Source organism: Streptomyces venetus, from assembly GCF_039540295.1.
Taxonomy (GTDB): domain Bacteria; phylum Actinomycetota; class Actinomycetes; order Streptomycetales; family Streptomycetaceae; genus Streptomyces; species Streptomyces venetus.
On sequence record NZ_BAABET010000002.1, the window covers coordinates 468,181 to 492,642 of the forward strand.

Here is a 24,462-nt window from a genome sequence, read left to right on the forward strand (position 1 = left end):
TGGAGCGGTGGTGCGGGGGGTGTCAGCCGAGGACGGCCAGCGCGTCGATCTCGATGAGGAGACCCGCGGGCAGGCCCACGTAGACCGTGGTGCGCGCGGCGGGCGGCTGAGTCAGGCCCTGCTCCTCGAAGTACGCGTTGTAGATCGCGTTCATCTCGGCGAAGTGGTCGACGTCGGTGAGGTAGACGCGGATCATCATCACGTCGTCCCAGGAGGCGCCGCCCTCCTCCAGGATGGCCTTGACGTTGGCCAGGGTCTGGAGGGTCTGCTCGCGCAGGGTGGGTCCGGCGGGGGTGGGGGCCTTGCCCTCCTCGGCGGGCAGGAAGCCGACCTGGCCGGCGACCTGGAGGATGTTGCCCTTCCGTACCCCGTGCGAGAACTTCGCCGGCGGGGTGGTGTGGGTCTTGGGGGTGAGTGCGATCTTGTCCGTCATACGGTGCCCTTCACTGGTGTTCTGCCGGAGTACTCCCCGCTGATGGCGTCCGCCGTACGGCGCACCAGCGGCAGGAGGGTGAGGAGTTCGTCCGCGGTGACGACGACGTTCGGCGCGGAGACCGACATCGCGGCGACGACCCGGCCGTCGGCGCCGCGGATGGGCGCGGCGACGCAGTTGATGGACTCCTCGTGGCCGCCGAGGTCGGTGGCCCAGCCCTGTTCGCGCACCTTCTCCAGCTCGCGCAGGAACGCGGTGGCGTTGGGTGTCGAACGGGCCGTGTAACTGGGGTAGTCGAGCTTCTCGGCGACCGCCCGCCGCTCGTGCTCGGGCAGGTCGGCCAGCAGCAGCTTCGCGACCGCGGCGACGGTGATGGCGACGGGCTTGCCGATGCGGGAGTACATCCGCACGGGGTAGCGGCTCTCGACCTTGTCGATGTAGAGGACCTCGTTCTCCTCGTACACGGCGAGGTGCACGGTGTGGCCGCAGCTCTCGTTGAGACGGACCAGGTGGGGGTGGGCGATCTCGCGGACGTCGAGGTTCTCCATCGCCTCCTGGGCGAGCGCGAAGAGCCGGGCGCCGAGGCGGTAGCGCTGGTCGGACTGGCGGTAGACCAGCCCGTGCTCGTGGAGGGTGCGCAGCAGGCGCAGGGCCGTGGACTTGTGCACGCCGAGGCGGTCGGCGACCTGCCCCAGGTCGGCGGGGCCCTCGGCGAGCAGCGGCAGGATGCTGAGCGCGCGGTCGACGGTCTGGCTCATGGCGTACGTACCTCCTCCTCGGCCCGCTGGGTGTCCTCGGTCCAGCCGGGGCCGAGTCGCAGTCTCCCCCATGCCGCGTCGTCGAGGGCGACGAGCCGGTCGGCGTGATCCCGGGCGGGCGGGGTCGCGAGGTCGCCGGGCACGGTGAGGGCGGCGGCGGCCATCAGGTGCCCGTGCCGCAGCCGGTCGCGGGCGGGCAGTCCGCGCAGGGTGGCGGAGAGGAACCCGGCGGCGAAGGCGTCCCCGGCTCCGACGGCGGCGACGACGTCGACGCGGGGCGCGGGCACGAAGGTGACGTCCTGCTTCTCGAAGACGGTGGCGCCCGCGGAGCCCTGCTTGACGACCAGCACCTCGGGTTCGGGGAGGGCTGCGCGGACGGCCTCCGGGCCGTGCAGCCCCCAGGCCTCGTCCTCCCCGACGAACACGAGGTCGGCGCCCCGGGCGAGGTCCCGCATCACCCGGGGGGCGTCCGTGTCGCGCCAGAGGCCGGGCCGGTGGTTGACGTCGAAGGAGACCAGGGGGCGGCCGGGGCGGCGGGTGGTCAGCTCGCGCATCAGGTCCAGGCAGGAACCGGAGAGCGCGGGCGTGATGCCGGACAGGTGCAGCACGCGCCCGGCGCGCACCGCCGCCGGGTCGGGGTCCGTCACGCTCATCGCCGAGGCCGCGGAGCCGGCCCGGTAGTAGGCCACCTCATGGGCGTCGGTGGCCCGGTCGCCGGCGGTGCGGAAGTAGATGCCCGTGGGCCGGTCGGGGTCGCGCCGGACGTGGGCCACGTCGACCCCGTACCCGCCGATCGCCTCCACCAGGTGATCGCCGAACGCGTCGTCCCCCACCCGGCTGATCCACCGCACGGAGTGTCCGGCGGCGGCCAGCACGCACGCCACGTTGGACTCCGCGCCTCCGATGCCCCGGTCGAAGGAGGGGACGTCGGCGAGGCGGCCCGGCCGGGAGGGCAGGAACGTGACCATGGACTCGCCGAGCGCGACGACGTCCACGACGTCGGGGGCGTTGCAGGGTCCGGTGGGGGTCACGATGCTCGTAGCTCCTCGTCGGGTCGGTCGTCGGGTCGGGTCGTCGGGTCGGTCGTCGTGCCTGGTCGTCGTGTCGCGTCGTCGTGCCGGGGCGTCGTGCCCGTCGGTGGCGGTTTCATTGACCGCGGGTGGCCGAGATGTTAGACAGCGTTGAGCGATATACGCAATGAATGTTGCAAAGGCTGCAACACTGCTGATCAGGGAGGCTCCATGACAGCCGACACCGCCGCCGAGTCCCTCGCCCGGCTCGCCGCAGAGCGCGTCGACCACCGCTTCAAGGGCCTCCCGCCGGACGCCGACGGCCTGACCGTGGGCGAGCTGGCGGCCCAGCGCCGCAACCTCTTCACCGGCGGCTTCGCCACGCCCGTGCTCGCGCTGTCCGCCGAGCGGCTGAAGCACAACCTGAAGCTCATGGAGGTGTACGCGGACCGGCACGGTCTGGCCTTCGCGCCGCACGGCAAGACCTCCATGGCGCCCCAGCTGTTCCACCGGCAGATCGAGCACGGGGCGTGGGGCATCACGCTGGCGGTGCCGCACCAGGTGCGGGTGGCGCGGGCGTTCGGGATCCGGCGCGTGTTCCTCGCCAACGAACTGGTCGACCCGGCGGCCCTGCGCTGGATCTCCGCGGAGCTCGAAGCCGACCCGGACTTCGCCTTCGTCTGCTACGTCGACTCCGTGCGCGGGGTGGAGCTGATGGACGCGGCACTCGGCGATGCCACGCGCCCCGTGGACGTCGTCGTCGAACTCGCCGCCGGTGAGGGCGCCCGTACCGGGGTCCGTACGGAGGCGGAGTGCGCGGCGGTCGCGGACTCGGTGGCGGGCGCCCGGAGCCTGCGGCTGGTCGGCGTCGCGGGCTACGAGGGCGAGGTGCCGCAGGCCGACCCGGAGCGGGTGACGGCGTGGCTGCGGCGGCTGGTCGCGCTCGCCGCCGACTTCGACAAGGCGGGGCGCTTCGCCGGGCTGGACGAGATCGTCGTCAGCGCGGGCGGCAGCGCCTGGTTCGACGCGGTCGCCGACGTCTTCGCCGAGATCCCCGCACTCTCCTTGCCGGTGCTGAAGCTGCTGCGCTCGGGCGCCTACGTCTCGCACGACGACGGCCACTACCGGAAGCTGACCCCGTTCAACCGGGTGCCCGAGGAGGGCGCCCTGGAGCCGGCGTTCCGGCTGTGGACGCAGGTGGTGTCCCGGCCGACCGCCGAGCAGGCCTTCGTCAACGCGGGCAAGCGCGACGCGGCCTACGACCTCGACCTGCCGTTCGCGCAGGTGGTCCGCCGGGACGGCGCCGAGCGCCCGGCCACGGGTGTGTCGGTGACGGCCCTGTCCGACCAGCACGCCTGGCTGCGCACCACGCCGGAGGCGGATCTGGAGGTCGGCGACTGGGTCGGGCTCGGTCTGTCCCATCCGTGCACGTCGTTCGACAAGTGGCCGCTGATCCCGGTCGCGGAGGCGGACGGCACGGTCGTCGACTACGTGCGTACCTACTTCTAGGAGGCCACGGCATGGAAGAGCTCGTCATCCGGGACGCCGACGTCGTGGACGGCTCCGGCGCTGACTCCTACCGGGCCGACGTGGTGGTCGACGGCGGCCGGATCGTGTCGATCGTCAAGGAGGCGTCCGCGGCCGGCTGCCAGCGCCCCGAGGCACGCCGGGAGCTGGACGCGGAGGGGCTGGTCCTCTCCCCCGGCTTCGTCGACATGCACGCCCACAGCGACCTGGCCCTGCTGCGCGACCCCGACCACAGCGCCAAGGCCGCGCAGGGCGTCACGCTGGAGGTGATCGGGCAGGACGGTCTGTCGTACGCGCCGGTCGACGACCGCACGCTCGGCGAGGTGCGCCGCGCGATCGCCGGGTGGAACGGCTCCGGTGACGACATCGACTTCGACTGGCGTTCGGTGGGCGAGTACCTGGACCGGCTGGACCGGGGCATCGCCGTGAACGCGGCCTACCTGATCCCGCAGGGCACGGTCCGCGCGCTCGCCGTCGGCTGGGAGGACCGGGAGGCCACGCCCGAAGAGCTGGACCGGATGCGGCGGTTGGTCGCCGAGGGCATGGAGCAGGGCGCCGTCGGCATGTCGTCGGGGCTGACGTACACGCCCGGCATGTACGCGAAGGACGCCGAACTGACCGAACTGTGCCGGGTGGTGGCGTCCTACGGCGGCTACTACTGCCCCCACCACCGCTCCTACGGCGCCGGCGCCCTGGAGGCGTACGAGGAGATGGTCGCGCTGACCCGGGAGGCGGGCTGCTCCCTGCATCTCGCCCACGCCACGATGAACTTCGGCGTGAACAAGGGCCGGGCGCCGGAGCTGCTGTCCCTGCTGGACGAGGCGCTGGCGGCCGGGGCCGACATCACCCTCGACACCTACCCCTACACACCCGGCTGCACGACGCTCGCGGCGATGCTGCCGAGCTGGGCGAACGAGGGCGGTCCGGAGCAGACCCTCAAGCGCCTGGCGGACGAGGAGACGGCGGCACGCGTCCGCCACGACCTGGAGGTCACCGGGTCGGACGGCTGCCACGGCGTGCCCATCGAGTGGGACACGATCGAGATCTCGGGGGTGGGCGATCCGGCCCTGACGGAGTTCGTCGGCCGGACGGTCCAGGAGTCGGCGGACGCGCGGGGCGAGTCCCCCTGGGTGACGGCGCGCGGGCTGCTGCTGGCCGACCGGCTGGCCCCGACGATCCTCCAGCACGTCGGCCACGAGGAGAACGTCCGGGCGATCATGCGCCACCGGGTGCACACCGGCGGCTCGGACGGCATCCTCCAGGGCGCGAAGCCGCACCCGCGGGCGTACGGCACGTTCCCGCACTACCTCGGGCACTACGTGCGGGAGTTGGGGGTGATGTCGCTGGAGGAGTGCGTCGCGCACCTCACGTCGCGCCCGGCGGCCCGCCTCCGGCTGCCCGACCGGGGCCTGGTGCGCGAGGGATACGTGGCCGACCTGGTGCTCTTCGACCCGGCGACGGTCGCGGCGGGGTCGAGTTTCGCCGAGCCGCGGGTGCTCCCGACGGGCATTCCCCATGTGCTGGTCGGCGGGCGGTTCGTGATCGAGGACGGCCGGCGCACGGACGCCCTGGCGGGCCGGTCGGTCCGCGGGATCCCTCCCGCGTGACCGCCCGGCCCCGGGCTCGTGCGCTGCCCTACGGCTTGGGCAGGACGCAGCCGCTCGCGCTCAGGTCGAGCTTGTTGTCGATGCCGAAGCAGGACGGGATCCGGTAGGTCTCCTGGGCGTAGTTGATGCCCTTGCGGACGGTCACGTTGCCGTTCGCGTCGACCTCGCAGGGGTTGTTCACCGTGCAGCGCTCGCCGTCCTCGTTGCCGGTGTTGTTGATGGCGACGACCTTGCCGGAGGCCTGGTCGACGACGGGCGAGCCGGACGTGCCGCCGATGGTGTTGCAGGCGGAGGTGTAACGGACCGAGTCCTTCCAGGTCCAGTCGCCTTCCTTCAGGGTGGGCACGAACCCGTCGATGTCGCAGCTGTAGATCCGCTTCCAGTAGCCGGAGGGGATGCTGATGGCGGAGCCGGCGACCGGGTGCGAGTCGTTCAGCGTCAGCGCGTTGATGCCGTACGAGCTCTTGATCTGCGCGTAGCTGGTGGTGAGCTGGTAGAACGCGACGTCCGTGTCGGTCATCGTGCCGTACGCGAGCTTGGCGGCGCGCAGGGTCGCCACGCGCGAGCCGGAGGCGTTGAGCAGCCCGAAGGTGCGGCTGGAGGCCTTGTCGACGAGAACCTCGCCGGGGCCGGGGAAGCCGCTCTCCAGACAGTGTCCGTTGGTCATCACCAGCGCCGGGTCGTTGTCCTCGGAGTCCGGCATGCGGACGACCGAGCCGGAGCAGTTGTTGAGGGCCACGGTCCCCGCGAAGTTGACGCCCTTGGGCGCCGGGTTGGTGATCCCGGACAGGGTCTCCGTTGCGGACGTGACCACGCCCGAGACGGCGGACGTGACCTTGCCCGGGTCCGCAGCCTTGCCGACGCCTGTGGGGGCGGTGTCGGCAGCGGTCGCGGGGGCCGCGCCGGCCCCGGCTATCGCCAGGGCGAAGAACGCGGCGGCGAGAGGTTTTCTCATGGGGGGTCCCCTCTTGCGACGGAGGCGGCCGGAAATCTTCCGGCCGCCCGCAGTGTTGTCATGCGCATTGTGATCGCCGCAAGGGGGGCGGGGCAAGGAGTTGTTTCCCGCCCGGGGCAGGTCAGTTCTGCCCGACCCTACTCAAACTCCCTGACGGCCCGGTCACTTGGGGCCCTTGGTGCCGCCGGGACCGTGTCCGGGCTTGTCCCCGGATCGGCCCGGGGCCGACGTGGGTGCGGTGGGGGCGGAGGCCGCCGGGGTGCCGGGCGTGGAGCCGCCGTCCGAGGGACTCGCGGACGCGGACAGGGTCCTGCTCGCCGCGCCGGACGGACTCACGGAGGCGACGCCGGACGGCTCGCCCTGGCCCGGCTCCGAAGACCGGGCGACGAGCGGGGCGTTCGGGGGCGACGCGCGGCCGGGTGCCGTGGGGGTCACCACCGGCGACTCCCCCGCGGTCGGACCCGTGCGGCTGGTCTCCCCTCCGCTCGGGCCCGTGGAGGCCGGAGGCGACTCCGAGAGGGAGAACCCCGCGATCAGCGCGGCCACCGACACGGCACCCAGGGCTCCGACGACGACACCCACCCGCTGAGCCCGCGACGCCCCCGGTCGCCGCCGGGAACGATGCCCCGGGCCGGACCGGCCGTGGCCCGGTATGACCGGGAGCTCACGGGTGTCACCCGGGCCGGGCACGGGGGGTATGGCGACTGTGGGGGGTGGGCCGGGCATTGGGGCTGGGCTGGGCGTTGGGGCTGTGCCGGGCGCAGGAGTCGTGTCAGGGCTGGGGTCCATGCCGGATGCAGGGGCCGTGCCAGGCGTGGGGTAAGCGCCGGGCACGGGGGCTGGGCCGGACAGCGGACCCTCTCCGGGCATCGGACCCGCTCCGGGTACGGGATGCGCGCCGGGTGCGGATCCCGCGCCGGGTGCCGACGCCGTGCCAGACATCGGGAAGGCGCCGGGCATAGGGGCCGTGCCGGGCATCGGACCCACTCCGGGTACGGGGTACGCGCCGGGCGCGGAGCCCACGCCGGGTGCCGACGCCGAGCCAGACATCGGGAAGGCACCGGACATAGAGGCCGGGCCGGGCATGGAACCCGTGCCGGGCACAGAGGCCGTGCCGGGCACAGAGGCCGTGCCGGACGTGGGGTAGGCACCGGGCATGGGGCCCGCGCCGGGGGCGGGTCCCGCGGTGTGCGGGACGTCCGCACCGTGCTCGGTGCCGGCGCCGTACCCGCCGTGACGGGCGTTCGCGCCCCCGGCGCCGCCTCCGGCACCGTAGGGCTCCTGCCAGCCGTGTGCCGCCGCCGGGTCGGCGTACGCGTCGTACGCCAGGGGTGGGGCGGCCTGCGGCAGGTACACGTTCGGCGGTCCCTGCGGCTCGCCGCTCGTCGCTCCGTCGGCGTATTCGGATGGCTTGGGCATGGCGGCGCATTCTAGGGACCGAAGGGGCTGGTGGGACAGCGTGCGGCGATATCCACTCAAACCGCCGCGTCTCACGTGGCGGAAAACACGACCCGCGAGGCATTACCGGGCCGTAAGCTCCCAGACATGCAGGTGATCCAGTCGACCAAGCTCGCCAACGTCTGTTACGAGATCCGGGGCCCGGTGCTCGAGGAGGCGATGCGGCTGGAGGCGGCCGGCCATCGGATCCTCAAGCTGAACACCGGCAACCCGGCAGCGTTCGGCTTCGAGTGTCCGCCCGAGATCCTGGAGGACGTCCTCCGGAACGTGTCCTCGGCGCATGGTTACGGCGACGCGAAGGGACTGCTGGCCGCGCGCCGGGCGGTCGTCATGCACAACCAGACCCTCGGCATCGAGACGGACGTCGAGCACGTCTTCATCGGCAACGGCGTCTCCGAGCTGATCGTGATGGCGATGCAGGGCCTGCTGGACGACGGGGACGAGGTGCTCGTGCCCGCCCCGGACTATCCGCTGTGGACCGCCGCGGTGTCCCTGTCCGGCGGCACCGCCGTGCACTACCGCTGCGACGAGCAGTCCGACTGGATGCCGGACCTCGCCGACGTCGAGCGCAAGGTCACCGACCGCACCAAGGCGATCGTGATCATCAACCCGAACAACCCGACCGGGGCCGTCTACGACGAGGCGATGATCAAGGGCCTGACCGACATCGCCCGCCGCCACAACCTGCTCGTCTGCTCGGACGAGATCTACGACAAGATCCTCTACGACGAGGCCACGCACACCCCGACCGCCTCCGTCGCCCCCGACCTGCTGACCCTCACCTTCAACGGCATGTCGAAGGCGTACCGGGTGGCCGGCTACCGGGTGGGCTGGATGTCGATCTCCGGGCCGCGCGCGCACGCCGACTCCTACATCGAGGGTCTGACGATCCTGGCGAACATGCGGCTGTGCGCCAACATGCCGGGGCAGCACGGCGTCGTCGCCGCGCTCAGCGGACGGCAGACGATCAACGACCTGGTCCTGCCGGGCGGCCGGCTGCGCGAGCAGCGGGACGTCGCCTACGAGCTGCTGACCCAGATCCCGGGCGTGACCTGCGTGAAGCCGAAGGGGGCGCTGTACCTCTTCCCGCGCCTCGACCCGAAGGTCTTCAAGATCAAGGACGACCGGCGGATGGTCCTGGACCTGCTCCGGCGCGAGAAGATCATGGTCGTCCAGGGCACCGGCTTCAACTGGCCGGAGCCGGACCACTTCCGGGTCGTGACCCTGCCGACGGTCGGCGACCTGAGGGACGCGGTGGGCCGGATCGGGCACTTCCTGGACGGCTACAGCCAGACCTGACCCGAGACCGCACCGGCCCGCTCACGCTATGTGTGCAGGCAGTCCGGGTTTGTGAACAGCTCAACTTTAGACGAAATCTAAGCTAGGATGGCTTCCTGTAAGCACACAGGAGGCCCTCCCATGTACGAGCCGATCCGCGCCAAGTCGGTCCACAGCACGGTGGACGGCCCCGACCCCGACTTTCCCCACCGTTCCCGTGAGGAAGAGCTGGACATCCAGCTCGCGGGCCATCTCGCCGCCCTGCTCGCCGTCACGGACGAGCTGCGTGCGACGCAGGCCTCGGCCGACCTGGACACGGCGGCGGAGCGGCTCGCGGAGCAGGTGGCCCGGCTGCGCGGGGGACGCACCCCGGTTCGTGCGCCGATGAGCGGCCGTCGCGAGGCCGGCGCCGCGGCCCTGCACCGGCGGGCGCACACCCTGGCGGGTCGCGCCCTGGTCGTCGCCGCCTCCCGCGCCGACACGGCGGCCGCGATCCTGGCCGCCGAGCGGATGGACGCGCACACCGCGGCCCTGGAGCCGCGCGAACTCGCCTCCCGCTGAGCCCCTGAGGGGCTCCCTTGAACGGCCCCGGTCCGCGCGCACCCGCAGCGACGCGCGGACCGGGTGCCACGCACTGCGTCGGCTTGAGCCGTGTATCGCCGTGGGGGTCACGCCCGTTCGTGAGTGCGGGTTCCGTGTGGCTTGTCGCGCCCACGCGGCGGAGCCGCACATCGATACAGCCCCGCGCCCCTTGGGGGCGTGCCCCCTCACGGCGTCGCAAGGACTAGCGCCTGACGTACACCTCCGCCGAAGCCGTTGAGCTCTGGTGCAAGGCGTCGCCCGGCCAGCTGACCGTGTAGGTCACCTCGCGGCGGGTGCGCGGGATGTCGTTGATCGTGAAGGTGCCGTCGGCGCCGACCGTCACCGAGGACAGGGTGCCCGCGCCCAGGCGGTCCTCGCGTACGACCTTGAGTACGGCCCGCTCCGGCAGCGCCTTGCCCTGTGCCTCGAACCTGCCGGTGATCTCGATGCCGTCGGACATGCTCACCTCCTCCGGTGCGGTGAGCGCGAGGGAGGTGGGGGCCTTGCCGACGGTCACGGTGTGGGTGATGTCGGTGGCCGGGCGGTGGGTCAGGTCGCCGAGGTAGGACACGGTGTACGTGGCCTCGCCGACGAGGTCGGGCTCGTCGAGGACCGTGAACGTGCCGTCCGCCTTGACGGTGGCGGTGCCCAGGTCATGGGTGCCGTCCGCGTCGGTGCGGGTCGCCCTGACCTTCAGTGGCTCGGCGGGCGCCGGTCCGTCCTGCTCCAGCCTGCCGCGCACGGCCAGCGGCTCGCCCGCCACGGCCTGGGCGGGGCTGTGGGTGAGGTCCCCGGTGAAACGGGTGTCGTACTGGACGGCCGGCGGCTTGATGACGTGCAGCCAGTACTGCCCGCCCGCCGTGTCGGTGGTGACCGCGAACAGCCGGGAGCCGTCCGCCGACCACTCCATGCCACGCGGCACGACCCGGTCCCCGTCGAGGCTGCCCTCGAAGACGAACTCCAGCGGGGCGGTGGAGTCGCCCGGGTCGGCGGGCTGCACCAGCAGGTCGGGGACGGCGCCGGTGGCGGAGGAGCCGCGCGCGATGTACTTGCCGTCGCCGCTGAAGGCGACCGCGCTGGCGGTGGCGCCCTCGGGCAGGGCCCGGTAGCCGGTCGCCGCGTCCGACAGGTCGTCGGAGTCGAGCAGCCGGGTGCCCGCGCCGGCGTCGGCGAGGGCGACCTTGTCGCCGTCGGCGGAGAACGCCAGGTCCTTGAGGTTCAGGGCGCCGTCGCCCTGGCCGTCGGCGAAGCGCCGTGCGGCCTTGCGGACGAGGGCGCTGTCGCCGGTGTCGTACACCGCGAGGAAGGGGTCGGCCGCCTTCGCGTTGCGCGGCTGGCCCATGAGCATGCGGTTCCCGGGCCCGGCCTCCAGCAGCAGATCGCCGTAGTCGTTCCAGCCGGTGCGCGTGTGCACGCCGTTGACGAACGCGTCGAGCTGGGTCTCGGAGGTGGCGCACTGGGAGGTCGAGGACGCGTACGGCGTCGTGAACCAGAGCTGGCCGCCGGACTGGGCGACCTCCCGCCCGCACGTGTCGGTGCTGACGTAGGCGAGGACGGTGCGTTCGTAGGTGGTGGTGTCGTAGGCCTCCACACGGTCGCGCAGACCCGCGTACAGCTTGTTGCCGTCGGCGCTGACCGCGAGGCCGGAGACATGGGCCTGGTTGGTGGTGAGGGTCGTCAGGCGCTCGCCCTCGAAGTTGTAGACGGCGATGGTGCCGGAGTTGAGGTAGTAGCCGACGTTGCTGTCCGCCACGAAGACCCGCTGGTGGACGTTGTCGACGGCCAGCGCCGAATACGACGAGATCGGCAGCTTGGCCACGGTGTCGGAGGCCGCCGCGTGCGCCGCCGGTGCGGCGGCGACGGTCAGGCCGGTCCCCGCGAGTAACGCGGCGGACAAGGTGGCCGCGAGCCGTCTTGAACGGTGTGCAGTGTTCAACTGTGCCCCCCACAGGCTGTGTCGAGCGCCTCGCCGGGTGAGGTGAGGCACCTGTGAAGGGAATGAAACAGGCGTGCGGATCTCGTGAGCAAGGGGGCGCGGCGAAGCCCGCGGAACAGGGGCCCGCACGCCGTTGTGCGGGCCCCTGCCCCAAGGTGGTGCTGTCACCGCGGCCGGCCGTGACGATGTTGCTGGTCAGGGCACAGTCGGTGGACCGGCCGCGGAGTTCTGGTGGGCTCTTCAGCCCAGGCGCCGCACCAGGGCGTGGTACTCGTCCCACAGCTCCTTCGGCGTGTGGTCGCCGAAGGTGTTGAGGTGGTCGGGGACCAGGGCGGCCTCCTCGCGCCAGACCTCCTTGTCGACCGTGAGCAGGAACTCCAGGTCGCCGTCGGACAGGTCCAGACCGTTGGTGTCGAGGGCGTCCTTCGTCGGCAGGACGCCGATCGGGGTCTCGACCCCCTCGGCCGTGCCGTCCAGGCGTCCCACGATCCACTTCAGGACGCGGGAGTTCTCACCGAAGCCGGGCCAGACGAACTTGCCCTCGTCGTCCTTGCGGAACCAGTTGACGTAGTAGATCTTCGGCAGCTTGGACTGGTCCTTGTCCTTGGCCACGTCGATCCAGTGGGCCATGTAGTCGCCCATGTTGTAGCCGCAGAACGGCAGCATGGCGAACGGGTCGCGGCGCAGCTCGCCGACCTTGCCCTCGGCGGCGGCGGTCTTCTCGGAGGCCACGTTGGCGCCGAGGAAGACGCCGTGGTTCCAGTCGAAGGACTCCGTCACCAACGGCACGGCGGTGGCGCGGCGGCCGCCGAAGAGGATCGCCGAGATCGGCACGCCCTTGGGGTCCTCCCACTCCGGCGCGATGATCGGGCACTGCGAGGCCGGGACGGTGAAGCGGGCGTTGGGGTGCGCGGCCGGAACGCCCGACTCGGGGGTCCAGTCGTTGCCCTTCCAGTCCGTCAGGTGGGCCGGGGTCTCCTCCGTCATGCCCTCCCACCAGATGTCGTTGTCGTCGGTGAGGGCGACGTTGGTGAAGACGGAGTTGCCCCACAGCGTCTTCATCGCGTTGGCGTTGGTGTGCTCGCCGGTGCCGGGGGCGACACCGAAGAAGCCGGCCTCGGGGTTGATGGCGTAGAGCCGGCCGTCCTCGCCGAAGCGCATCCAGGCGATGTCGTCGCCGATGGTCTCGACCGTCCAGCCCGGGACGGTCGGCTCCAGCATGGCGAGGTTGGTCTTGCCGCAGGCGCTCGGGAAGGCCGCCGCGACGTACTTGGCCTCGCCGCGCGGCGGGGTCAGCTTGAGGACCAGCATGTGCTCGGCCAGCCAGCCCTCGTCACGCGCCATCACGGAGGCGATGCGCAGGGCGTAGCACTTCTTGCCGAGCAGGGCGTTGCCGCCGTAGCCGGAGCCGTAGGACCAGATCTCGCGGTCCTCCGGGAAGTGCGAGATGTACTTGGTCTGGTTGCAGGGCCAGGGGACGTCCTCCTGGCCGGGCTCCAGCGGGGCGCCCAGGGTGTGCACGGCCTTGACGAAGAAGCCGTCGGAGCCGAGCTCGTCCAGGACGGCCTGACCCATGCGCGTCATGGTGCGCATCGAGACGGCGACGTAGGCCGAGTCCGTGATCTCCACACCGAGCGCGGACAGCGGCGAGCCGAGCGGGCCCATGCAGAAGGGCACCACGTACATGGTCCGGCCGCGCATCGAGCCGCGGAACAGGCCGCCCTGACCGTCGGTCCCCTGGAAGATCTCCCGCATCTCGGCGGGGGCCTTCCAGTGGTTGGTCGGGCCGGCGTCCTGCTCCTTCTCGGAGCAGATGAACGTCCGGTCCTCGACCCGAGCGACGTCGGTCGGGTCGGATGCCGCGTAGTAGGAGTGGGGGCGCTTGATCGGGTCGAGTTTCCGGAAGGTGCCCTTCTCGACGAGCTCCCCGCACAGTCGCTCGTACTCGGCCTCGGATCCGTCACACCAGACCACGTTGTCCGGCTGGGTCAGCTCGGCGATCTCGTTCACCCACGAGATCAGCCCCTGATGAGTGGTGGGGACGGTGGGAGCCGCGATGTCGCGCGCCACGATTGCTCCTAAATGAGGGATTTTTTGGTGATGTGGAGGCCCCGTGGGGGCTGCGACCCGGATGCTTCACGGTTTGACTTGGCGCTCATCCGGTGCCGACCGCACTCATTTGATCATCCGACGAACCCGCCCATCTGTCCAGAGGAGCGCACAGGTGAGCAACGTGAGGATCGCCACGGTTTCTCGCACACGCTTTGCGTGCACGTTGGGTTCATCTGACCGTTCGTTTGCGTAACCACCGGAAGGTCACGATGAGAGGATGGCCACTCTTCGTCGGTCAATGCGCCCGACTGATGGGCCACTTACGGTTCCGTAGCTACCATTCGGCCATGACTGCGTTCGTCCCCGACGCGCCTACGGACAAGGACACGCCGGCCGACGGCCGCGGTCCGGTGGCGCTCTCCCTGCCACATCCGGTGAAGCCCAAGCTGCGCGGCTGGCTGCACCTCGGCATGTTCCCGGCCGTCCTCGTCGCGGGTCTGGTGCTGACCGCCCTCGCCGACTCGACCAGAGGACGCATCGCGTGCAGCATCTACGCACTGACGGCGTGCCTGCTGTTCGGCGTGAGCGCGCTGTACCACCGGGGCAACTGGAGTCCGCGCATGGACGGCGTCCTGCGCCGTCTGGACCACGCCAACATCTTCCTGATCATCGCGGGCACGTACACGCCGCTGACCATGCTGCTGCTGCCGGGCGCCAAGGGGCAGTGGCTGCTGTGGGGCATCTGGGCCGCGGCGGCGGCCGGCATAGCCTTCCGCGTCTTCTGGGTCGGCGCCCCGCGCTGGCTCTACACGCCGTGCTACCTCGCGATGGGCTGGGCGGCCGTCTTCTACCTGCCGGACTTCATGCGGACCGGCGGCATCGCCGTCCTGGTCCTGGTCATCGTCGGCGGCGTGCTCTACAGCGCGGGCGGCGTGGTCTACGGGATCAAGCGGCCCAACCCGTCACCGCGCTGGTTCGGCTTCCACGAGGTGTTCCACTCGTTCACCCTGGCGGCCTTCATCACGCACTACGTAGGGATCTCGCTGGTGGCGTACCAGCACGCGTAACCCCGCTCGCTCGATCTTTTCCGGCCACGGCTCTCCAGCCGTGGCCGTTTTTCGTTGCGCCGGAAGTGGACCACCGATTGACAGTCTCTATCTTTTGAGAGTTACTCTCATTTCATGGCTACTGTCACTGACGGGGTCGCGTACGACCCCCGCCGCTGGTGGGCCCTCGGGGCCCTGGTCGCGAGCATGCTGACGCTCGGCTTCGACATGACGATCCTCAACGTCGCGCTGCCGACCATGGCGGAGGACCTGGGCGCGAGCACCGGCGAGCAGCAGTGGACGGCGGACGCCTACGTCGTCGTCTTCGCCGCGCTGATGCTCCCGGCCGGGCTGCTGGGCGACCGGTTCGGGCGGCGGCTGATGCTGATCACCGGGCTCGGGATCTTCCTGGCCGGCTCGGTCCTGGGCGCCCTGGCCGGGGACGTGACCTGGGTCGTCGCCGCTCGTGCCGTGATGGGCGTCGGCGGCGCCCTGGTCATGCCGCTCGCCCTGTCGGTGCTGCCCTCGCTGTTCGGCCCGGACGAGCGTGCCAAGGCCATCGGCGTCATGTCGGCCGCCTCCGCGCTCGGCATGCCGCTCGGCCCGATCCTGGGCGGCTGGCTGCTCGACCACTACTGGTGGGGCTCGGTCTTCCTGATCAACGTCCCGATGGTCGGCATCGGCATCACGGCCTGCCTCTTCCTGCTCCCCGAGACCCGGGACCCCGCCTCCCCCAAGGTCGACGCCATCGCCACGGCGCTCACCGTGACAGGCCTCGGCGCCCTCGTCTACGCCATCATCGAGGCGCCCACGCGAGGCTGGGGCGACCCCCTGGTGGCCGGGTTCCTCGGCGCGGCGGCGATCCTGCTGGCCGGGCTGGTGCTGCGCGAGCGCCGGGCGTCACGGCCCATGCTCGACATGGAGCTGCTCGGCCACCGCGGCTTCCTGGTCAACACGATCACGGCGACCCTCGTCACCTTCGTCCTGGCGGGCCTGCTGTTCCTGCTGCCGCCCTACCTCCAGGCCGTCCTCGGCCACGACGCCCTCGGCACCGGGCTGCGGCTGCTGCCGATGATGGCCGGGCTGATGGTCGCCGCACGCGGTGCCCAGCCGGTCGCCGCCCGGTTCGGTCCCCGCGCGGTGGTCACCTGCGGCCTGGTGGTGCTGGCCTTCGCCGCGTTCCTCGGCAGCCGGACGACCTCCGACTCCGGCTACGGCTTCACCGCGCTGTGGCTGACCGTCACCGGCCTCGGCTTCGGCTTCGCGGTGGTCCCGGCGATGGACGGGGCGCTGGCCGCGCTGCCCGCCGCCCGGGCCGGCAGCGGCTCCGGGCTCCTCATGACACTGCGCCAGGTCGGCAGCGCGATCGGCATCGCCCTGCTCGGCAGCCTGCTCGCGGGCGCCTACCGGGACCGGCTCGACGTCACCGGACTGCCCGCCCGGGCCGCCGACACCGCCGGGGAGTCCGTGGTCGCCGCGCACCTCGTCGCCGAGCGGACCGGCACACCCGGCCTGGCCGCCTCCGCGAACAGCGCGTACGTGCACGGCATGGGCGTCGTCCTGCTGGTGAGCGGCGTCACGGCGCTGGTCGCCGCACTGCTCGCCGGGGCGTTCCTGCCGCGTACCCGGCCCGCCTCGGACACGGGGAGCGAGACCCCGGCCGTGGCCGCGCCCGAGGCCGATGCCCGACAATGACGTTCATGACGGCCGCACGCACCACCCCCGCCGACCGCCCTCCGATGGGACTCCGGGAGCGGAAGAAGATCAAGACCCGCCAGGCGATCCGCACCGCGACCTACGCGCTGATCGAGGAGCAGGGTTACGACGCCACGACGATCGAGCAGATCGCCGACCGCGCCGAGGTGTCGCCGTCGACCGTCTTCCGCTACTTCCCGACCAAGGAGGACATCGTCATCACCGACGAGTGGGACCCGGTGATGCTGGCGGAGGTGCGGGCCCGGCCCGAGGACGAGTCCTGGGCCGACGTCCTCAGGCACGTGATGCGCACGGCCCTCGACCTGAGCCTCGCCGAGGAACCCGAGGTGACCCGGCTGCGGACGCGGCTCGGGGTCGAGGTGCCCGCCGTCCGGGCCCGCATGATCGAGAGCATGTCCGCCACCGGCCGGCTGCTGCGCGAGGCCCTCGCCGAGCGCTCCGGGCTCGACCCCGACAGTCTGGAGCTACGGGTCTTCGCGATGTCCGTGATGGGCGGGCTGATGGAGGTCTCCCACTACTGGGCCGAGACCGGCCACCGGGACGACATCAGGGAACTCGTCGACCGTGCCCTGGACGTCCTGGAACAGGGCCTGCCGACCGGAAAACACTGAGGCGGCGGCCCGTCACCGTGGCATCCTGACCGGGTGAACGGTCCCGAGATCCACGTCGAGTTCGCACCCGAACTGCACGTCTTCGTCCCCCGGGCCCGGCGGTCGGACACCGTACGGGCCGCCACCGACGGCGTCTCCAGCCTCGGCCATGTCATCGAGTCGCTGGGCGTTCCGCTGACCGAGGTGGGCGCGCTGCTCGTGGACGGCCACGAGGTGCCCGTCTCGCACGTCCCGGTGGCCGGCGAGTCGGTGACCGTACGGACTGTCGCCCGGCCCCAGCGGGTGCCGGGCGCTCCCCTGCGGTTCCTCCTCGACGTCCACCTCGGCACGCTGGCGCGGCGGCTGCGGCTGCTCGGTGTGGACACGGCGTACGAGTCGACCGACATCGGCGACCCCGCCCTCGCGGCGCGTTCGGCCGCCGAGCGGCGGGTCATGCTGAGCCGCGACCGGGGGCTGCTGCGCAGGCGTGAGCTGTGGGCGGGGGCGTTCGTGTACAGCACGCGTCCTGAGGAGCAGTTGTGGGACGTCCTGGGCCGGTTCGAGCCCGAGCTGCTGCCGTGGACGCGGTGCACCGCCTGCAACGGGGTGCTCCGCGAGGCGACCAAGGAGGAGGTCGCCGGGCAGCTGAAGCACGGCACGCACGCGACGTACGACGTGTTCGCGCGGTGCGGGGCGTGTGGGCGGGCGTACTGGAAGGGTGCGCATCACGAGCAGTTGGAGGCCATCGTGGAGCAGGCGCTGACCCTTCGATCCGAGCGCCGTTGATGGTTGGGGGTCGTGGAGGACTGCGCGGCCGTCGTGGCTGGTCGCGCCCACGCGGCGGAGCCGCAAAATTGATGCGGCCCCGCGCCCCTGAGGGGGCGCCCCTGACGGGGGCGTCGACTAGTGCCTGGTCAGGTCCCCCTTGCCGCAGGCGATCCCGTCCCTGTTCCGGTCCAGGGCCAGTGGATCGTCCTTGCCGTTGACCTTCAGGCGGCCGTAGTCGTTCGTCTTCAGCCACTCGCAGCGGGACGCCGTCGTGTCCTTCACCTCCGCCGGGAAGTCCGTCGGCACGCAGACGTTGATCGAGCCGTAGTGGCGGTCGCAGCCGGAGATCGTCGGGCTGACCTTCTGCGAGGTCCGCTTCTTGCCGGGCCTCACCACCTTGCCCGTGGGCTCGTCCGCGAAGTCGTGGACATGGGCCGAGGCGTCGGTCGCCTTGAGGGCCTGCGGACCCTGGAGGTGCACCCACTCGGCCACCGAGGGAACCCCGTTCGCGTCGACCGCGAAGAGCATGTACCAGCCGGGCGGGGCCAGGTTGGGGTTGCTCGTCACGTTCACATCGACGTTGTTCCCGTCGACGGACAGCGGCAGGTCCACGAACCGCTGGTTCGGGTCGGAGGAGTGCGTGACGGCGGCCGGGCGGATCAGCTCGGCCTTGGCGATGGGGCGGTCCACGGTGATCCGCTGGGTGTCGCCGTAGTTCCACTCCGTGTCGATGACGGACGTGATCTTCGGACGCGGGCCCTTGAACAGGTAGGGCGGGCTGTAGACCGACACGTCGTGGTTCCAGGAGCCGTTGCCCGGATTGTCGCCGGTGGTCATCACACGGCCGTCGGGCAGCAGGAACGCCGAGGAGTGGTAGCCGCGGGCCTCGGGGTCGACGGCCACCGGGTCGAACGTCTCCGACTCCGGGTCGAAGATCGACGTCTCGTAGACCGGGTTGGCGCGGTTGTGCAGGGCGCCGCCCGTCTCCAGGACCTTGCCGTCGGGCATGAGCACGGCGGAGACGTACATCTTGCCCTGGTTCCCGGTCTGCGGGACGGGCCCGTCGCCGAGGTCGACCGTGCCCTGCGGGATCGGCGGTCCCGCCACGTACGACGGGTTCGGCTGCTTGAGGTCGATGATGTCGGTCAGGCGGTTCGCCTCCGGGTTGGAGTCGATGTTGCCGCCGCCGAGAGTGAGGACCTTCTGGTCCTGCGCCGGGGGCAGCAGCACGCTGGCCGACTGGTCGCGCTCGTCCTTCCTCTGCAGGCCCGGGACCTGGGTGATCGTGTTGGCGTCGTAGTCGTAGAACGCCGAGCCCGTGCCGGGGATGTTGTCGCCGAAGACATGGCTGCCCGAGTAGAAGAGACGGCCGTCCTGCATGAGGATCATCGACGGGTACAGGCCCCAGTAGGACCAGGTCTGGTTGACCTTCCAGGTCGGCTGCCACCGCTGCTCCGCCTGGGAGAACAGTTCGGCGGTGACCGAGCCGGTGGAGTCCTCGCGCAGGCCGCCGAAGGAGATGACGTCACCGTTGCCGAGGATCGTCGCCGACGGGTACCAGTGGCCGTCGTTCATGTCGTTGGTCTTCGAGTAGGTCTCGGTCTCCGGGTCGAAGACGTACGAGTCCTTGTAGCCCTGGTAGCCGATGCGGCCGTCCGCCGACGGGAAGCCCTTGTTGCCGCTCATCACCAGCACGCGCCCGTCCTGGAGCTGCACATGGCCGGCGCAGAACATGTCCTTCGGGGTCGGGATGATCTTGTACGAGCCGTCTGCGGGGTTGTACACGGCGCTGGTGAAGGTGCCCGCCTCGAACATCGACTCGTCGTTGCCGGAGCCCGCGATGAGCAGCACCTTGCCGCCCCGGAGGACAACGGAGTGCATGGAGCGCACGGGGTTCCGCGTGGGCAGGACGTCCCACTTCCCGTTCGCGCAACTCTCCGCCGTGCCCGTGCACTTCGGCGGCTGGACCGGGTCGGGGACCTGGTCCATCCGGTAGTCGTCGGTGGTCGCCGAGCCGGTGCCGTAGACGGAGACGCCCCAGGAGATGCGGTCGGTGCCGGCCGGGACCTCGGGTGTGCGGACCGTGGCCTCGGTCCAGTCGCCCGCCATGTCCAGCGTCTTGAGGTCGGTCCAGTACTGCCAGCCGGCCGTGGCGTCGTGCCGGAACAGCGTGATCGCCGCGTCCGGGGTGGTCGTCTTGTACCAGAGGCCGAGGTCGTACTGCTTGCCCGGCGTCACGACGGGCGCGCACTCGGCGGACTCGGTGATCAGGGCCTTGCGGTCACCGTCGACGCGGCGCGTCAGCTCGACCTTCATGGCCTTGCCGCCGGTGCGCGCGTCGGTCGTGGTGGTGAAGGTGAAGTCGTTGTCGCCCCAGCCGGACTTCTCCCAGCAGTACGGCATGTCACCGGGGCCGGCGGTCTCGAAGCCCGGGTTCCTGATGAGGTTGGCGGCGGAGGCGGGCTGGGGTGCGGTCAGGAGCAGGCCCGAGGTGAGGCCCGCCACGGACAGGAGTGCGGTCGTTCTGCGACGAAGGTTCACGCGGCTCTCCTCGCGGTACGGCTGTCGCGCGCGGGCTTCTCGCGTCCCCGGCGCGGCAGGTAGACCAGCGCTTCGGTCCCGGCGAAGCGCAGGACGAACGTCGTCACCAGCGCGAGCGCGGTGGCGGACAGCACGCCCAGGTGGAACTGGTGCACGAACAGGGCGATCAGCGGGATGCGCAGCACCAGGTCGGCGTTGGCGAGCAGCGCGAACCGCCCGGCCCGGTCCCACCAGCGGCGGTGGCGGCGCCGCTCGCGGAACAGCAGATGCTCGATGAGCAGGAAGTTCCAGGCCACGCCGAGCTGGTTGGCGAGGATCTCCGCCGGTACGTAGTGCATGCCGAGCGCGTTGAGCGCCCACAGGCCGACCAGGTTCGGAAGGAAGCCGGTGAGCCCGATCAGGCCGAAGCCGATCATGCGCGCGACCGGTGAGGCCGTGCGCAGCCCGGCCAGGTGGCGCAGGAAGCGCAGGCCCTCCCGCGCGGTCGACTTCGACTCCCCGGCGAACCGGTCCTGGAAGACGAAGGGCACCTCGGTGACCGTGCGCGGGCGGCTGCGGACGGCGAGTTCGAGGAGGATCTTGTAGCCGAGCGGCTGGAGTACCTCCGCCGTGACCGCGCTGCGGCGGATCGCGAAGAAGCCGCTCATCGGGTCGCTGATGCCCTTCAGCCGGCGGGGGAAGAGCGCCTTGGTCAGCCAGGTCGCCCCGCGCGAGACGAACACGCGGTAGCTGCCGGCGAGTCCGGCCCGGCTGCCGCCCTTGATGTACCGGGAGGCGACGACCAGCCCGGCGTTCGCCCGCTCGCCGGTGGCGACCAGGTCGGGGACGAGGGACGGCGGGTGCTGGCAGTCGCCGTCCATGACGACGATCCAGTCCGACGTGGCGGCCTTCATGCCCTCGACGACCGCGCCGCCGAGCCCGCCCACCGGCTCCTCGCGGTGCAGCACGGTCACCGGGAACGGGCAGTCCTGCGCCGCCCTCTCGATGACCTCGGGCGTGTCGTCGGTGGAGTCGTCCACGAAGACGACCTCGCAGGGCAGCCGGGCCGGGACGGCCTCGGTGATCTGGCGCAGCAACTGCCGTACGTTCGCGGACTCGTTGAAGGTCGGTACGACGATGGTGACGGCCCCCGGTTCGGGGATCTCGGCGGTCTCGACGACCTCGCCGGGGACGGTGGACTCCTGGCTCATCGGGTGCCTCCGGCGGTGGTCTTGATCTGGCGGATCTCGATGCGGTCCGCGCCGGAGCCGAAGGTGGCGACCGGGTCCGAGTGCTCCATGGCGGCCTTGACGTTGGGCAGGTCGGCCGCGTCCCGCCGGACCGTCGGTGAGGCGACGACGTAGTCCAGGTCCTTCCAGCCGCGCGGCATCGTCTTCGTCACCGCCGGGTCGAGGTCGGCCTTGTAGAACCAGATGACGCCGAGCCCCGGCCGGTAGCCGTGGTGGACGAGGTCGAGCCAGAGGGCGTCGTCGACCAGCACCCGGGTCCGCTCCGGGTCCTCGACCTCGGTGGCCAGCCACTTGGAGGCGGCCTGGTAAGGGGCGTTGGCGTCGGTGGTGACGGCGGTGCGGGCACCGTCGTACCAGCGGGGTACGACATAGGCACCGGCGGCGAGTGCCAAGACCGCGGCGAGCGCGTACCGGCCCACACTGACGTACCGTTTCTCCGCCTCGGAGCGCCAGCGGCTCAGCACGGCGTGCGCGACGGAGGCGGTTCCGCCGGCGAGCACGAGCGCGAGGAACGGCAGGGCCTGGATGACGTACATCGCGGGCAGATAGCCGTTGGGGCGCAGGGCGAGCGCGGCGAAGATCGCGACGGCCAGGGCCGGTCCGGCCAGGGCCCGGGCGGTGACCGACCAGCGCCAGGTGGCGAGCAGCAGCAGGGCGCCCGCGAGGCCGCCGAGGGGCAGGATCCTGTCGTAGTACAGCCATGACTGGAGCACGCCCCAGGAGCCGGAGCCCTGGTCGAGGATGAAGCCCGAACCGGGCCTGGTCATCTGGTACTTGACGCCGTCCCAGAGCGACACGTGCCCGGCGCCGGGCAGTAACTCGCCCTTCAGCAGGGCGAACAGGGGGTAGGAGAACCCGATCAGGGCGCAGGCCGTGACGGCGCCGGTGAGGGCGAACTTGCGGGTGTCCCGGTGGGAGTGCCGCCACATGGTGAGGAACAGGGCGGGCAGGACGATGAGCATCGTCTCCTTGGTGAGGACGGCCGTGGCCGCCGCGATCCCCGCGCCGAAGTGATGCCAGAGGTGGCGGCTCGGGGAGGCGGCCAGGGTGAAGGCCAGCAGCGTCCACATCACCGCGAGGTTGTCGAGGAAGATCTCCCGCTGGAGGACCACCGCCAGCGGGGAGAGCCCGAAGAACACCATGCCGAGCCCGGCCGCCCAGCGGGGCAGCGCCAGGCGGCGGCCCAGCACGTAGACCAGGACCGCGCTCACGCCGCTGATCACCAGCATCGCGGCGCGCATGGTGCCGACCGTCATCGAGTCGGGGCTGATCAGCGCCGGGATCCAGGTCAGCAGGGCGATCTGGAGCCAGCCGAGGGGCGGATGGTCGTACCAGTAGGTGTAGTGGGCGAGTCCGTCACCCTGCTGGACGGACCAGGCCTGGGCGAGGTAGGTGCCCTCGTCGTCGCTGAGGGCCGGGTAGTCGGCGATGTTCCAGCCCTGCACGACGAGGATCGCCACGAGGAGGACACCGCACAGGACCAGGTCGGGGCGGGAGGAGCGCAGCCGGCTCGGCGGCTCCGGTCTCCGGTGCGCACCGGTTTGGGGCGCGGGCTGCGGCTGCGCGGGGACCTTCGGGGTGGTCGCCGCGGGGAGGGTGGAGGTCACGCGGGAACGTCCTCTCGGGTCACGGGAACGCCCTGCCGGGCCTCGTCGAGATGCGCGCCGACATGCGTCGTCAGCTCCCAGTCGTTACGGCCGCGCTGCTCGCGCCACACGGCCCGTACGGCCGCCCCGGCGAGCAGGACCTGGTAGAAGGGGCCGCCCAGGACCAGCTTCAGGTAGTGCGCGAAGCGGACGCGCAGTCCGTACTGCCGGCCGAAGTCGTGCAGTCCGACGATCTCGAAGACGAAGGTGACCAGGGCGGTGACGGCCGGCAGGAAGGTGATGAAGGCGATGCCGACGGGCACGTCCAGGAAGAGCGCGATCGCCACGTTCAGCGGGATGATCAGGCCGGTGAAGGCCTGCATGAACGGCGTCATCAGGGTGTAGCGGGCGAGGAGGCGCTGCCCGAGGGTGGGCAGTTGCTTCCAGTCCTTCTTCCGGTACACCTGGAGGAACCCCTGGTTCCAGCGGGTGCGCTGCTTCAGCAGGGACATCAGCGAGCCCGGGGTCTCCTCCCGGGTGACCATGTCGGAGTCGTAGGCGACGACGACCTTCTTGCCGACGCTGGAGAGGCGTACGCCCAGGTCGCAGTCCTCGGCGAGGCAGTTCGGGTCCCAGCCTTCGGCTTCCCGCAGGACGTCCGTGCGGACGAAGACGGTGTTGCCGCCGAGCGGAATGAAACCTTTCTGCGCGTGCAGGTGGAGCCGTGAGCGGAACCAGAAGAAGTACTCCAGGCAGTTGCGCAGGCTGTACCAGCTGGAGTGGAAGTTGATCAGCTGCACCCCGCCCTGGACGACGTCCGCGCCGGTGGTGCGGAAGGCGTGGTCGACGTGCGCGAGGAGCTCGGGGTGGACCTGGTCCTCCGCGTCGAAGACGCCGACGACGTCGCCGCGGCAGTGCGGCAGGGCCGTGTTCATGGCCTTCGGCTTGTTCTTCTTCGCGTGTGTGTCGACGACGACACGGACCCGCCGGTCACCCGCTGCGGCCTTCTCGGCCACTGCGGTGGTCTCCGGGTCGTCGTGCCCGACGATCACGATGATCTCGAAGTCGGTGTGGCTCGACTCCAGCAGCCGCTGGATCGTGTGGTCCAGCACCGCCTGTTCGTGCCGGGCGGGCAGCAGCAGCGAGAAGGAGACGTGCTCGTCCCCGTCCGGACTGCTGAACCGCGTGGAGGCGAGCACTTCCGGCGTACGCCAGGCGTGCATCTGCCACCACAAAGTGAAGGCCGCCATCCAGAACAGGGCCAGCGAAACGACGGCGATGAAAACAGACGTCAGCAAACAGATCCCCCCAGATCCCAGAACCCCCAGGCGTGACGGTGTGCCGGTGCGGCCCCGTCCGTCACGTCACCGTGCAGAGATTAGGGGGGAAC

At 71.2% G+C, this 24,462-nt stretch carries 20 protein-coding genes; 10 read left to right on the forward strand and 10 right to left on the reverse strand.

What is annotated here, in order from left to right; genetic code table 11:
• Positions 1-22 precede the first annotated feature (22 nt).
• From ABEA82_RS07030 to ABEA82_RS07040, 3 genes are read right to left on the reverse strand one after another with little or no spacing between them, the layout of a single operon-like run.
• Entirely contained in the window at positions 23-433 is a 411-nt protein-coding gene (locus ABEA82_RS07030; protein WP_184908926.1) for a RidA family protein, read from the reverse strand.
• Entirely contained in the window at positions 430-1,191 is a 762-nt protein-coding gene (locus tag ABEA82_RS07035; RefSeq protein ID WP_345660503.1) for an IclR family transcriptional regulator, read from the reverse strand. The genes ABEA82_RS07030 and ABEA82_RS07035 overlap by 4 nt, the downstream gene beginning before the upstream one ends.
• Positions 1,188-2,222 carry a sugar kinase gene (locus ABEA82_RS07040; protein WP_345660504.1) on the reverse strand — a complete coding sequence of 345 codons (1,035 nt, stop codon included), beginning with the start codon at positions 2,220-2,222 and terminating at the stop codon, positions 1,188-1,190. The genes ABEA82_RS07035 and ABEA82_RS07040 overlap by 4 nt, the downstream gene beginning before the upstream one ends.
• Before the next feature lie 210 nt (positions 2,223-2,432).
• Between ABEA82_RS07040 and ABEA82_RS07045 the strand changes: the two genes are divergently transcribed.
• Positions 2,433-3,710: an amino acid deaminase gene (locus ABEA82_RS07045; protein WP_345660505.1), complete on the forward strand. Its 1,278-nt coding sequence runs from the start codon at positions 2,433-2,435 to the stop codon at positions 3,708-3,710.
• Positions 3,711-3,721: 11 nt separating this feature from the next.
• On the forward strand, positions 3,722-5,335 hold the full coding sequence (locus ABEA82_RS07050; RefSeq protein WP_345660506.1) for an N-acyl-D-amino-acid deacylase family protein: 1,614 nt from the start codon (positions 3,722-3,724) through the stop codon (positions 5,333-5,335).
• 28 nt (positions 5,336-5,363) lie between these two features.
• Here the strand turns inward: ABEA82_RS07050 and ABEA82_RS07055 are convergent, their stop codons facing one another.
• Positions 5,364-6,290, reverse strand: coding sequence for a S1 family peptidase (locus tag ABEA82_RS07055; RefSeq protein WP_345660507.1), 927 nt, complete (start codon positions 6,288-6,290; stop codon positions 5,364-5,366).
• A gap of 202 nt (positions 6,291-6,492) precedes the next feature.
• Between ABEA82_RS07055 and ABEA82_RS07060 the strand changes: the two genes are divergently transcribed.
• From ABEA82_RS07060 to ABEA82_RS07075, 4 genes are all read left to right on the forward strand, one after another.
• Positions 6,493-6,879, forward strand: coding sequence for a hypothetical protein (locus ABEA82_RS07060; protein ID WP_345660508.1), 387 nt, complete (start codon positions 6,493-6,495; stop codon positions 6,877-6,879).
• Positions 6,880-7,221: 342 nt separating this feature from the next.
• Positions 7,222-7,437, forward strand: a complete 216-nt coding sequence (locus ABEA82_RS07065; RefSeq protein ID WP_345660509.1) for a hypothetical protein — start codon at positions 7,222-7,224, stop codon at positions 7,435-7,437.
• A gap of 398 nt (positions 7,438-7,835) precedes the next feature.
• Positions 7,836-9,047: a pyridoxal phosphate-dependent aminotransferase gene (locus ABEA82_RS07070; RefSeq protein WP_345660510.1), complete on the forward strand. Its 1,212-nt coding sequence runs from the start codon at positions 7,836-7,838 to the stop codon at positions 9,045-9,047.
• Positions 9,048-9,167: 120 nt separating this feature from the next.
• Positions 9,168-9,587 (forward strand): SCO4983 family protein, encoded by a 420-nt coding sequence (locus ABEA82_RS07075; RefSeq protein ID WP_345660511.1) that lies wholly within the window; start codon positions 9,168-9,170, stop codon positions 9,585-9,587.
• A 223-nt stretch (positions 9,588-9,810) separates the two neighbouring features.
• Here ABEA82_RS07075 and ABEA82_RS07080 read toward each other — a convergent pair whose 3' ends face one another.
• Entirely contained in the window at positions 9,811-11,544 is a 1,734-nt protein-coding gene (locus ABEA82_RS07080) for a WD40 repeat domain-containing protein (RefSeq protein WP_345660512.1), read from the reverse strand.
• Between the two features lie 240 nt (positions 11,545-11,784).
• Positions 11,785-13,614 carry a phosphoenolpyruvate carboxykinase (GTP) gene (locus ABEA82_RS07085; RefSeq protein WP_345660513.1) on the reverse strand — a complete coding sequence of 610 codons (1,830 nt, stop codon included), beginning with the start codon at positions 13,612-13,614 and terminating at the stop codon, positions 11,785-11,787.
• Between the two features lie 329 nt (positions 13,615-13,943).
• Here ABEA82_RS07085 and trhA point away from each other — a divergent pair, with 329 nt between their 5' ends.
• From trhA to ABEA82_RS07105, 4 genes are all read left to right on the forward strand, one after another.
• Positions 13,944-14,663, forward strand: a complete 720-nt coding sequence (gene trhA, locus ABEA82_RS07090; protein WP_345660514.1) for a PAQR family membrane homeostasis protein TrhA — start codon at positions 13,944-13,946, stop codon at positions 14,661-14,663.
• 114 nt (positions 14,664-14,777) lie between these two features.
• Positions 14,778-16,337, forward strand: a complete 1,560-nt coding sequence (locus tag ABEA82_RS07095) for a DHA2 family efflux MFS transporter permease subunit (protein WP_345660515.1) — start codon at positions 14,778-14,780, stop codon at positions 16,335-16,337.
• 5 nt (positions 16,338-16,342) lie between these two features.
• Positions 16,343-16,969: a TetR/AcrR family transcriptional regulator gene (locus tag ABEA82_RS07100; protein ID WP_345660516.1), complete on the forward strand. Its 627-nt coding sequence runs from the start codon at positions 16,343-16,345 to the stop codon at positions 16,967-16,969.
• 33 nt (positions 16,970-17,002) lie between these two features.
• A complete protein-coding gene (locus tag ABEA82_RS07105; RefSeq protein ID WP_345660517.1) occupies positions 17,003-17,734 on the forward strand; it encodes a Mut7-C RNAse domain-containing protein in 732 nt (243 codons plus the stop codon).
• Positions 17,735-17,851: 117 nt separating this feature from the next.
• Here the strand turns inward: ABEA82_RS07105 and ABEA82_RS07110 are convergent, their stop codons facing one another.
• From ABEA82_RS07110 to ABEA82_RS07125, 4 genes are read right to left on the reverse strand one after another with little or no spacing between them, the layout of a single operon-like run.
• Entirely contained in the window at positions 17,852-20,257 is a 2,406-nt protein-coding gene (locus ABEA82_RS07110; RefSeq protein WP_345660518.1) for a galactose oxidase early set domain-containing protein, read from the reverse strand.
• A complete protein-coding gene (locus ABEA82_RS07115; protein WP_345660519.1) occupies positions 20,254-21,447 on the reverse strand; it encodes a glycosyltransferase in 1,194 nt (397 codons plus the stop codon). Before ABEA82_RS07115 ends, ABEA82_RS07110 begins: the two co-directional genes overlap by 4 nt.
• Positions 21,444-23,093 (reverse strand): ArnT family glycosyltransferase, encoded by a 1,650-nt coding sequence (locus ABEA82_RS07120; RefSeq protein ID WP_345660520.1) that lies wholly within the window; start codon positions 23,091-23,093, stop codon positions 21,444-21,446. The genes ABEA82_RS07115 and ABEA82_RS07120 overlap by 4 nt, the downstream gene beginning before the upstream one ends.
• Positions 23,090-24,370 (reverse strand): glycosyltransferase, encoded by a 1,281-nt coding sequence (locus tag ABEA82_RS07125; protein WP_345660522.1) that lies wholly within the window; start codon positions 24,368-24,370, stop codon positions 23,090-23,092. The genes ABEA82_RS07120 and ABEA82_RS07125 overlap by 4 nt, the downstream gene beginning before the upstream one ends.
• Positions 24,371-24,462 lie beyond the last annotated feature (92 nt).